This window comes from Pokkaliibacter plantistimulans, assembly GCF_003194385.1.
In the GTDB taxonomy this organism is placed as follows: Bacteria; Pseudomonadota; Gammaproteobacteria; order Pseudomonadales; family Balneatricaceae; genus Pokkaliibacter; species Pokkaliibacter plantistimulans.
The window spans coordinates 1-9,333 of record NZ_LAPT01000151.1; the positions used below are offsets into that span (position 1 = coordinate 1).

At 54.3% G+C, this 9,333-nt stretch carries 13 protein-coding genes; 6 read left to right on the forward strand and 7 right to left on the reverse strand.

Annotated elements, in window-relative coordinates; genetic code table 11:
- The 4 genes from WH50_RS26715 to WH50_RS24875 form a co-directional block, all read left to right on the forward strand.
- The coding region (locus WH50_RS26715; protein ID WP_207780478.1) for a hypothetical protein at nt 1-193 on the forward strand (193 nt) is incomplete at its 5' end.
- Nucleotides 194-432: 239 nt separating this feature from the next.
- Nucleotides 433-1,332, forward strand: coding sequence for an SDR family oxidoreductase (locus tag WH50_RS24865; protein WP_110190068.1), 900 nt, complete (start codon nt 433-435; stop codon nt 1,330-1,332).
- Between the two features lie 594 nt (nt 1,333-1,926).
- On the forward strand, nt 1,927-2,103 hold the full coding sequence (locus tag WH50_RS27305) for an EAL domain-containing protein (protein ID WP_133251424.1): 177 nt from the start codon (nt 1,927-1,929) through the stop codon (nt 2,101-2,103).
- Nucleotides 2,104-2,108: 5 nt separating this feature from the next.
- Nucleotides 2,109-2,702 (forward strand): EAL domain-containing protein, encoded by a 594-nt coding sequence (locus WH50_RS24875; RefSeq protein WP_279305962.1) that lies wholly within the window; start codon nt 2,109-2,111, stop codon nt 2,700-2,702.
- A gap of 114 nt (nt 2,703-2,816) precedes the next feature.
- On the opposite strand, the gene WH50_RS24880 is transcribed toward WH50_RS24875, so the two are convergent.
- The 5 genes from WH50_RS24880 to WH50_RS24905 form a co-directional block, all read right to left on the reverse strand.
- Nucleotides 2,817-3,248 carry a DUF3592 domain-containing protein gene (locus tag WH50_RS24880; RefSeq protein ID WP_133251425.1) on the reverse strand — a complete coding sequence of 144 codons (432 nt, stop codon included), beginning with the start codon at nt 3,246-3,248 and terminating at the stop codon, nt 2,817-2,819.
- A gap of 644 nt (nt 3,249-3,892) precedes the next feature.
- Nucleotides 3,893-4,273 carry a 5-carboxymethyl-2-hydroxymuconate Delta-isomerase gene (locus tag WH50_RS24890; protein ID WP_110190078.1) on the reverse strand — a complete coding sequence of 127 codons (381 nt, stop codon included), beginning with the start codon at nt 4,271-4,273 and terminating at the stop codon, nt 3,893-3,895.
- 69 nt (nt 4,274-4,342) lie between these two features.
- Nucleotides 4,343-5,671, reverse strand: coding sequence for a TRAP transporter large permease (locus tag WH50_RS24895; protein WP_110190088.1), 1,329 nt, complete (start codon nt 5,669-5,671; stop codon nt 4,343-4,345).
- A complete protein-coding gene (locus WH50_RS24900) occupies nt 5,671-6,219 on the reverse strand; it encodes a TRAP transporter small permease (protein ID WP_110190090.1) in 549 nt (182 codons plus the stop codon). Before WH50_RS24900 ends, WH50_RS24895 begins: the two co-directional genes overlap by 1 nt.
- Before the next feature lie 23 nt (nt 6,220-6,242).
- Nucleotides 6,243-7,097 carry a TRAP transporter substrate-binding protein gene (locus WH50_RS24905; RefSeq protein WP_110190080.1) on the reverse strand — a complete coding sequence of 285 codons (855 nt, stop codon included), beginning with the start codon at nt 7,095-7,097 and terminating at the stop codon, nt 6,243-6,245.
- 245 nt (nt 7,098-7,342) lie between these two features.
- Between WH50_RS24905 and WH50_RS24910 the strand changes: the two genes are divergently transcribed.
- On the forward strand, nt 7,343-8,059 hold the full coding sequence (locus WH50_RS24910; protein WP_110190082.1) for a hypothetical protein: 717 nt from the start codon (nt 7,343-7,345) through the stop codon (nt 8,057-8,059).
- A 40-nt stretch (nt 8,060-8,099) separates the two neighbouring features.
- Here WH50_RS24910 and WH50_RS24915 read toward each other — a convergent pair whose 3' ends face one another.
- Both WH50_RS24915 and WH50_RS24920 read right to left on the reverse strand, forming a co-directional pair.
- On the reverse strand, nt 8,100-8,366 hold the full coding sequence (locus WH50_RS24915; RefSeq protein WP_133251426.1) for a hypothetical protein: 267 nt from the start codon (nt 8,364-8,366) through the stop codon (nt 8,100-8,102).
- Nucleotides 8,341-8,904: a BRO-N domain-containing protein gene (locus tag WH50_RS24920; RefSeq protein WP_110190086.1), complete on the reverse strand. Its 564-nt coding sequence runs from the start codon at nt 8,902-8,904 to the stop codon at nt 8,341-8,343. Before WH50_RS24920 ends, WH50_RS24915 begins: the two co-directional genes overlap by 26 nt.
- A 282-nt stretch (nt 8,905-9,186) precedes the next feature.
- On the opposite strand from WH50_RS24920, the gene WH50_RS27310 reads away from it, so the two are divergent.
- Nucleotides 9,187-9,333: transposase (locus WH50_RS27310; RefSeq protein ID WP_133251427.1), on the forward strand; the 147-nt coding region annotated here is incomplete at its 3' end.

Genomic DNA, 9,333 nt, shown 5'->3' on the forward strand with positions numbered 1-9,333 from the left:
CAGGCTGTTGAAAAACGTGCTTGAGGCAGCCGAGGCAAGGAAAGACCCCGAGGGCACAAGAAACAAGCGAAAAGCGGAGTTTAGTGAACTAAATATGCATTTGACTCACTTCGCTCGCCCCTTCGGGGCCGTGCTAAAGCAGGTTCAGCCTTTGGTTATGAGCTTGTTTCTGACTCGGCATTCGGCAACGTAGATAGACTTTCATCACCTTCAGCAATACGCAGGGCAGAAAGCGCAGCAGTGAGTCAGGTAAACAGCTGCCCTTACTGAGCAGGTAAGCCGGCCCGGCCGTAGCACCACCCTGCCCTAGCTGGTTACTTGCCAGTAACCAGGTGACTTATTTCTCCCTTCTTGTTGATCCCTGCAGCAGCACGTTTAATGGCTACACATAAGTTCCTATTAGTAACTTACTAACTAAATGGAGTTGTAGCGATGGCTGATATATTCCCCATTCTGGTCACCGGCGCCAACGGTCAGCTTGGCCGCCTGGTTATCAAGGCACTACTTGATGATCTGCAGGTGCCCGCAGCACAGATTATTGCCACCAGTCGCTCGGTGGAATCACTCACTGATCTCGCTGCGCTGGGCGTCGTGACGCGCACCGCTGACTTTGACGATCCTTCCTCTCTGCAGGCGGCGTTCAGCGGTGCCAGACGCCTGCTGCTGATCAGCACTGACGCCATTGACCGAGCGGGGGGCCGCCTGCAACAGCACAAAAATGCGGTGGCGGCAGCCGAAGCAGCGGGTGTCAGCCATGTGGTGTATACCTCCATGCCCAAACCAGAGCCCGGTTCAGCCATCACCTTCGCCGGTGATCACTACGGTACCGAACAGGCACTGGCTGCCAGCAACCTGAGCTGGACGGTGCTGCGTAACTGCTGGTACATGGAAAACCTGCTGATGTCGGTACCCCACGCCCTGCAGACAGGCCAGTGGTACAGCGCCGCAGCGGATGGCAAGGTCGCGAATATCAGCCGGGCAGACTGTGCCCTTGCGGCCGCCACAGCACTGGCCAAAGCGGACTTCAGCAACAAGACCTATACCCTGACCGGTGCCGAAGCTCACAGCACGGCGGAAATGGCTGCCATCATCAGCGAGGTAACCGGCAAGCCTCTGCAAGTAATCGACATCCCCGATGCAGCACTGGCGGAAGGCCTGCAAGCCGCGGGTCTACCCGGCTTTCTTATCCCGGTACTGGTTTCTTTCGATACTAATACCCGCCTTGGCGGCGTGGCCGACATCAACCATGACTTCACTACCCTGACCGGCAGGCAGCCACTTCCCTTCCGTGATTTTGTGGTCGCCAGCAAGGCCGCGTTGCTGGGTACCTGATCACAGATAACTCACATAACTGCCATGCCAGATGGCCGATTAGCGTCGGCCATCATTCTTTGCCTTGCCAGGTAACGGAAGGAGCAGCCGGGAAGGCCGGTCACCCGGGGCTGCACCCTGCTCAGATAATCTGCGTTGAAGTCGTGGACGTAGCCTCTCTTGCAGCGACTGCACGTCCCTTAGCTCTACCACCTCTCCCTTCCACTGACGCACCATCGATAAATCCGTGACGTCATTACGCCAAATGACACTTTTATATCGAGTGCCAGAGTACCCAATATACATACGGGCTTTCTGATTACAGGCGCGGACATCCGCAGCGTCTACCGAATAGTGGGCGATATTCCCGACAACGGCAGAATTGAAATGGATCTCTAAGGCAACTTCAGCCTGACTACCAATATCCTGTCTATTTCCCGCTGCAGCAATGACCCTGCGTTATGCGTTACCGGTGTAAAGAGCCACGTTGGGCTCGCCAATTACAGCTGGCCTTTTATTGCAGCTATTGCAGCTATTGCAGCTATTGCAGCGTCTGGCATTTTTCTGAGAGCCGGGCTGTATTTCCTTGCCTTCTTTATGCTGTCTGGAAAGTGAGTGAAATACCGCAAGCTCAGAAGGGTCGTTCGGCGCAAAACCCTGTTTATGGTCTATCAACCTCAGTACGAATTGAAAACAGGCAAACTGGTGGGCGTCGAAGCGCTGGTGCGCTGGCATGATGTACGGCTTGGCTTTTCCCGCCTGATGAATTTATCCCTATCGCCGAGGAAATAGGCCTGATTCAGGAGCTAACCGAGGTAGTGGTAGAAGCCTCCTTCAGCGAAATGAAGGAACTGCTGACGCACTATGCTGACCTGGGCCTGAGTATCAATCTTTCCATGGAGAATCTGGTCAGCCCGCTCTTCCTTGGTTTTATCAATGATCTTTCTAAACGGTATGAGCTAAACCCAAACCAGCTCACTTGCGAGGTCACCGTGCGCAGTGCTGCCGGGGATGACAAGATGGCCGAGTCTGCCCGGCAGTTTGCGGCTCACAGCTACAAGATTTCATTGGATGATTTCGGTACCGGCTACTCGAACCTGTCCTGGCTAAGCCAGCTGGATGCGGACGAGATCAAGGTGGACCGTGTGTTCACGCAGGCCATCGGTACCAGTTCTATTAATCAGAACATGCTTACCGCTATCTTCCAGCTCGTACACACACTTGGCGTGCAGCTGGTGTTTGAAGGCATCGAGTCTCAACACGAGGTCGACTACATCCTGCGACACTCCACCGACGCTATTGGTCAGGGGTGGCTGTTTTCCAACCCCGTCAGCGTTGAAGTGTTCAAGGGGCTGATCGAGAAGAACAGAGCGAATCAGGAAACAAGATAGCCAGAGAGTTGCTGGCCGGTGTTGAAAAGAGGCTGGCAGGGCACTGGGTGTGCGTGATGGGCAAAGGTAGCGCCATGCTTTTCTCCCTCACCAGCCCCCGGCCAGTCAGATGCATTACTGCCAGTAAATTTTTTCTGCCTTTTCTCTCTTCAGACGCGCATCACGTGCTATCGCCCACCGTGCGAAGGGCAGCACTCCCCAGGCCAGTAACGCCGCCAGTGCGCCAAACAACGGAAAGACGAGTGATTTAGTTGCTGCTATGCGGTTAATCCATGGCAGTTCAGCGTCATACTCCACGTCAATCCGCCCGGTCTGCGTGACCTCTTCCAGTCTGGCTGAAGGCACTTCACACCAGCCGCCATCACCCAGAAAGATGGTGCAACCATACTGCTTCCCATCTACCACAAGCACATAACGCACCTGATGATGCAGCCAGTGGCTCTTGACGTCCTCATACGCTCTCTGGTCGACAACCGTCGCCGTCGTGGTGTGCATATGTGTATCAATACGATGATCGAAATACAGCTGAGTAACGGCCGTCAGCATGAACCATCCGCCCAAAAGCGCCATTGGAACCTGCAGAAACAGCCCAGCTCGATCCTTGCTAAATCTTGCCAACATCCTCTCCCTTACAACCACACGCTCGTTTTCCGCCGGTGTCTGAGGTGTGCCATATACACTGCTACAAACATAGTCAGGCCAGAGGCCATCAGTATGAGATCAACCTTACTCTTGCCAGAGCCCGCCAGGCGGTTGTTCTCTGGGTTGGTTGCATCATATTCCACCGCTATTTTTCTGGTAGTTTTACTGACTTCCCATTGAGGCAGCGGCAATCGCGCGCCTACATTGATACCAAACAGTCTGGGAGCCTGAAAAGGCTCAGCATAGCCAGCCACCTGAAGGCGATATTGCATGAGTAATTAGGCCAGTACCACCTCAGCACAAGGAGTACCGCAGTCATGTTGTCAGATGGGCGGTGTTAGAGGTGGACAAAGAGAAGACAGGGATTATTGACGAGCTATGGAAGATGGCGCTGCAGCCTTAGTGGCTTTTTAAAGAGTTAATAAATAGCCAAAGCCGGATTAAACCGGCTCAGCCCTTGAAGGTTCACACAAGCAAAGCGGTTCGTAGCGCAGTGTGAACTGAAAAATTATATTGGTACGTATTCAATATTTAAAGTACATACCTCTTCACTTAAACAGCGGATGGATGTTGTTCCTGTTGAACTTCAAAACCGGGTCAAGCTCAGTCAGTTCAAAGGATACAGCTACATAGTGCTGATCCGTCACCGGTGCTAACCAGTCTGTCAGAATGGCGAAGACCTGCTCGGCGACCTGTTGTTTTACCGCCATATCACGCCCGTGGCCGATCCTGAGCGACAGATTAAGGTAAGCGAACTTCTCCCTGCCATCAGCAATACGATAATCGTCACAACGAATAGCGCGGCTGCGCACTCCCCCCAGCGGGAAGTACCCCGTCGACACTACATATTCGTGCAGTGCTTTGAACAGTGGCTGAAAGTCCAGCCTGTCATGCAGATTGGCGGAATAATCGACAATAAAATGCGGCATGTTCTCTCCTGCCTGAATAACCTGCGCTCTGCATCACACCTGTTTGGGTGTGATGCAGAGCGGCATAAGTTAACGGTATAAAAGACTGGGCAAAAACAGTGATAGCTGAGCGACCAAGGTGATCAGCAGCAGGCGGAGGATGTCCATCGCCCAGAATGGCGTAACCCCTTTAAAGATCGTCGAGGCTTTGATGTCCTTCATCACCGCGCTCAGCACAAAGACGTTCATGCCTACCGGTGGCGTGATCAGGCTGATTTCAGTGACTACCACCACTACAATGCCAAACCAGACCATGTCAAAGCCCAGGCTATGCACCAGCGGGAAGAAAACCGGCACAGTCAGCAGCAGCATAGACAGGGACTCGAACACCATTCCCAGCAGGATATAAATGCCAAGAATGGCGAAGATGATCACCATCGGTGCGACGTTCAGACCGCTGACGTAATCCAGCAACATTTCCGGCATGCCAGTGCGGCTGATGAAAGTAGAGAAGATCAGGGCGCCAATCAGTACGGCAAACAGCATGGCTGTGGTTCTGCCGGTATCCGTCAGCAGGGAAAACAGCAACGACCAGCTCAGACTCCGGCGCCACAGGGCGATGACAAAGGCACCGCCGGTGCCGATGCCGGCGGCTTCGGTCGGAGTAAAGATGCCTGCGTAGATGCCGCCCATGACCAGAGTGAACAGCAGCAGAATGCTCCAGACTCCTTTGAGTGCCTGCAGCCGCTGACTCCAGTTCATTTGCTCGCCACGCGGCCCCGCTGCCGGATTGCGCCACACCACGTAACGAACCGCCAGCAGGTAAAACAGAATGCCGATCAGGCCGGGAATAAACCCAGCGGCGAACAGTTCGCGAATGGAGGTTTCCGTTAGCAGGCCGTAGACCACCAGAATGACGCTGGGCGGAATCAGAATACCCAGCGTACCGCCCGCAGCAATGGAAGCCGTCGCCAGCTCATCCGAGTAACCGAATTTACGCATGGGCGGCATGGCGACTTTGGCCATGGTGGCTGACGTCGCTAGGCTGGAGCCGCAAATGGCAGAAAAGCCGCCGCAGGCAACCACGGTTGCCATCGACAGGCCACCTTTACGATGACCGAAAAAGGCATAGGAGGCGTTGTACAGCTCCTGCGACATGCCGGAGCGGGTGATCAGATTACCCATCAGAATAAACAGCGGGATCACCGACAGGTTGTAGTCCTGCGCGGTTTCTATCAGCCGTACCGCGGCCATGGTCAGGGTGCCGGTCCAGCGGAAGCTGAACAGGTTGCCGAACTCCAGCCCCTGCAGGATGGCAAAACCAAAGAAACCGACCGCCCCCATGGCAAAGGCGATAGGCACACGAATAACAATGATCAGCACCAGCAGAACAACAAATCCCCAGAGTGCGACTTCCATCATTCCCCCTCCCCTTCAGCACTCAAATGCCGCAGCCTGCCGGCACGACATACCATGGTGAAAAAGCCGTAAACCAGCATGGTTGCCGCGGTAATCCAGCTCATCAACGCGATGTACTGAACCACGTGGCCGACAGGAATGGCCAGATACTCGGTCGCCTCTCCGCGCTTCAGCGAACGCTCGGCCAGCTCCCACACTCGCACCCCAAGGCCGAAAAAAGAACCGCTGACCAGCAGGACGGTGATACAGGCACACAGGCGGCTCCAGACCGGAGGTACGAAATGGTCCAGCACATCTACCACCACATGACCGCCCCGCCAGGTCACACGCGGCATCTGGGCAAAGACGACGACGGCGATAAAGACTTCCGTCATTTCGCTTGAGCCGGTCAGAGGACTGTTGAAGAAATAGCGACCCACCACGTCGATGCAGGTGATCAGCATCAGGGTCATCAGAGCAAGCTCCGTCACCAGATCAAGTGCAAAGGCCAATCCCTGAATTGGCCCTGCCTCGTCATAGTGGGCGCGTATCCAGGTACGCAGGCCCATGATCATTCTCCGCTGCTGCTCTGTTATTGCGCTGGCTGATAGTCGGTCGCCAGCTGTTTGAACTCATCCAGCGCGGCGCTGGCATCAACGCCCTCACCCTTGACCGAGGCCAGCCACTGTTGCTCCACAGGCTGGCGAATAGCCTCGAACTCTTTATCCATGGCATCGCCGGGCTTGACGTTGATCACCTGAATGCCCGAAGCCAGTGCGGTCTTCATGCCTTCCTTATCAGCCTCATCCCAGACTCGCCCGGCCATGGCGGAGAGCTTTTCGCCTGACACAGCGAGAATGGCCTGCTTATCTTTCGGATCGAGTGAATCGAGGAAGTCAGGGTTGATGAAGACCGAGAAGCCGCCACGGAACAGGCCACCGGGCAGGTTGATTACCTGTTTGGTCACCTCATTCAGACGCAACACCTTCTGATCCAGCATGGCAATGAAGACTCCGTCCACCACACCCTGTTGCAGCAGTTCGTAGACCTTGGTAGCGAGTGCACTGACCCCTGTAACACCGAGTTTTTCACCCATCTGCGCGGCAATACCGCCTCCGACACGGATCTTCTTACCCTGCAGCTGGCTCAGGTCGCTGATGGGCTGGGTCAGGTGAATATTGTCGGGGCCGTGAGTGAACAGGCCTACCAGTTCGAGCCCATCAAACTCGTTCTTTTGCAGAAAATACTTGTTGTAGACCTTCCAGTAGGCCACTGACGAGGCTTCTGCATTGGCATTGATACCGGGCAGTTCAGCCACTTCAGTCAGCTTGAAGCGCCCGGGCACATAATCATTCAATGACCAGCTGGCTTCGACCACGCCATCCTGAACCAGATCGTAATAGCCCTTGGGATTACTGTAGGGGGTCGAAAATAGACTTGAAAACATGCCATCCACCGAGCGGGGTTCAGGCTGAGAAAGGCAGGGAATATGCGGGTTCCAGCACCATACCACGCCCCTCCCGCTTCGCCAAACTTATCGCCTGTGCCGGGGCACATTATTAACATCTTAACTTTAAAGAGAGAAGAATTTTATTTAACAAGTTAACTAGGAGAATGACGTTAACGCCCCACTCTTCACCCAAAGACAGGCTCAGGGTAGAGTCAGGCGACATCCGGGTTCAGGAGGCTGCAATGTCCAAGGAAGAAGTGAAGAAGGATTCATTCATTGAGAAACTAACCAAGCTAGGGCCACTAGTTGGTGGCTTTGTTGCCTTCGGCTTTGTCGTATTTCAATGTATCGGGTTCTTGCATTTGTGGGGCTACTTATCCGCCTATCAGCAATCGCCCCTTGCTCTGGGGGTTGATACGCTTGGCCTTCTGTTCGAGGCTTCAGGCGTAACGCTTGTTTCCCTCATTCACTTTTTTAACAACTTCTTTAGCTACGTAGTGTCAGCACTTTGGTACCTGCTGTTGATAGTCGTCTACGTCTTCGCAATTTTCTGGGGAACCGTTGGGCTGAGAATCTCGTTCGAGCGCTTCAAAAAGAAGAATGACATTAGTGATGACCATCCGGCGATTACGCTCAGCGGTGTACTGATAGGTGGCGCACTGAAAGGGCTCTACTACATCTGCGGTTTTATGCTGACACTATCTTTGCCGACCTATGTCGCTATCAAAGTATTTCAGGATGGGCACGCTGCCGCGGTCAAGGAGATAACAGAATTCAAGAACTGCTCCGAAACAGGCGCTAAGTGCATTTATGTAATGGACAAGGATGGCAAGACTGAGATCGCGAAAGGCTTCCCGATCATGACAACAAAAGATTTAGTAGCCCTATACGATGGCAAGCAGTCTGTGATTTACAGGCTAAGTGACGAACAGCTAAAGAGAACGGTACCAAAACCCTAAAACACCAAGGCCCGCAATTGCGGGCCTTGTGCTCTCTCGGTTACGCCCTCAGGGCATCGTTGGCCAGGCGGTCTATCCCGGCGCGCATTACTTCCGTCAGCACCTTGCAGTTGATCCGCTCGCCGATCAGGCGGCCCATGGCCTTGGCATCCGACACCTGCACCACCTCGGCATCCTGCTTCAGGGGCACCAGTGTGGGGGTCAGGTTGCTGTCGAACTGCAACAGAAAGCGCTGCTCTGTCAGCATCTGGGTCAGCAGGCCCATGGTCAGCGTTGACTGATCAACCGGCAGCGTCGGCATGGCCACGTTGCTCTGCTTTAACGCCTGATCGCATGCCTGCCAGTAGCTCAGTGCCGACTGGCGGGCGCGGCGGTGAAGTTGTAGGTGGCCAGCAGCTCGGCCAGATAGAGGCGAAACCCGGCGATCCGCTCGGCATCGGCGCTTTGATAAACGAGGTCCAGCGCGTCGATATGCACCATGCGCAGTTGGGCCTTGCGATGCTGCATGTTTTTGGCAGGTAGCGGCCGGTTTTACGAATTGCTGGCAACACTTCGGCAGTAACCCATTTTTTAAAGCGCTTGGCTTCGGGTTTGCGGCTGGTAAGGATCAGTGAGTACAGGCCGGACTCGTTGACGATGCTTAGGCCCTGTTCACCACCAAGGGTATTCATATTGTGAACACCCTTTTCATCGTCATCTAATCTCGCCAGAGAGCGGGCAGTATTCACGATGCCAAGTGCAGCGCAGACGTCAGAGGCAATCAGCCACAACTGATCGTCTATCAACAATGTACGGACTTGAAGGGAGTCAAAATGGAATGGGATGACTTGAGATTGAGCAGCCATGTTATGGCCTCCTTTGAGTTTTAGTTAATAACGACTGCCAGTTAGTAGCTGGCAGCCGGGTGTCAACTAGAGCCTCAAAGACGCTCCGGGCCTATTCCCCTTGCGGGTGTTGTATTAACGCCTCTCCACCCGGCCATAACTTACAGGCGCAGGGGTGCCCAAATTGCAGGCACAAAAAAACCGCAAGGGCTGACGGGTGCGGATGTCCGCTTTGTAGTGGCTCAATGATTTCGGACACTCAGTAAAGCGTTATTCTAACGCGCTCAGTGAGGTGTCTTATTTATGAGCAAACGTCGTCAGTCCTTTACTCCAGAGTTCAAGCTGGAGGCCGTCGCGTTAGTGACCGAGAAAGGCTATTCCGTAACGGAGGCCTGTCAGGCGCTGGGGGTCGGCCCTACAGCGCTTCGGAGCTGGCTCAAAAAGGTGGAA

Bases quoted from the DNA above. Each gene is read 5' to 3' on its own strand.
- WH50_RS24865 (WP_110190068.1), top strand. From the start codon at position 433: ATGGCTGATATATTCCCCATTCTGGTCACCGGCGCCAACGGTCAGCTT.
- WH50_RS24880 (WP_133251425.1), bottom strand. From the start codon at position 3,248: ATGCTGACGGCCGTTACTCAGCTGTATTTCGATCATCGTATTGATACA.
- WH50_RS24890 (WP_110190078.1), bottom strand. From the start codon at position 4,273: ATGCCGCATTTTATTGTCGATTATTCCGCCAATCTGCATGACAGGCTG.
- WH50_RS24895 (WP_110190088.1), bottom strand. From the start codon at position 5,671: ATGGAAGTCGCACTCTGGGGATTTGTTGTTCTGCTGGTGCTGATCATT.
- WH50_RS24900 (WP_110190090.1), bottom strand. From the start codon at position 6,219: ATGGGCCTGCGTACCTGGATACGCGCCCACTATGACGAGGCAGGGCCA.
- WH50_RS24905 (WP_110190080.1), bottom strand. From the start codon at position 7,097: ATGTTTTCAAGTCTATTTTCGACCCCCTACAGTAATCCCAAGGGCTAT.
- WH50_RS24910 (WP_110190082.1), top strand. From the start codon at position 7,343: ATGTCCAAGGAAGAAGTGAAGAAGGATTCATTCATTGAGAAACTAACC.
- WH50_RS24920 (WP_110190086.1), bottom strand. From the start codon at position 8,904: ATGGCTGCTCAATCTCAAGTCATCCCATTCCATTTTGACTCCCTTCAA.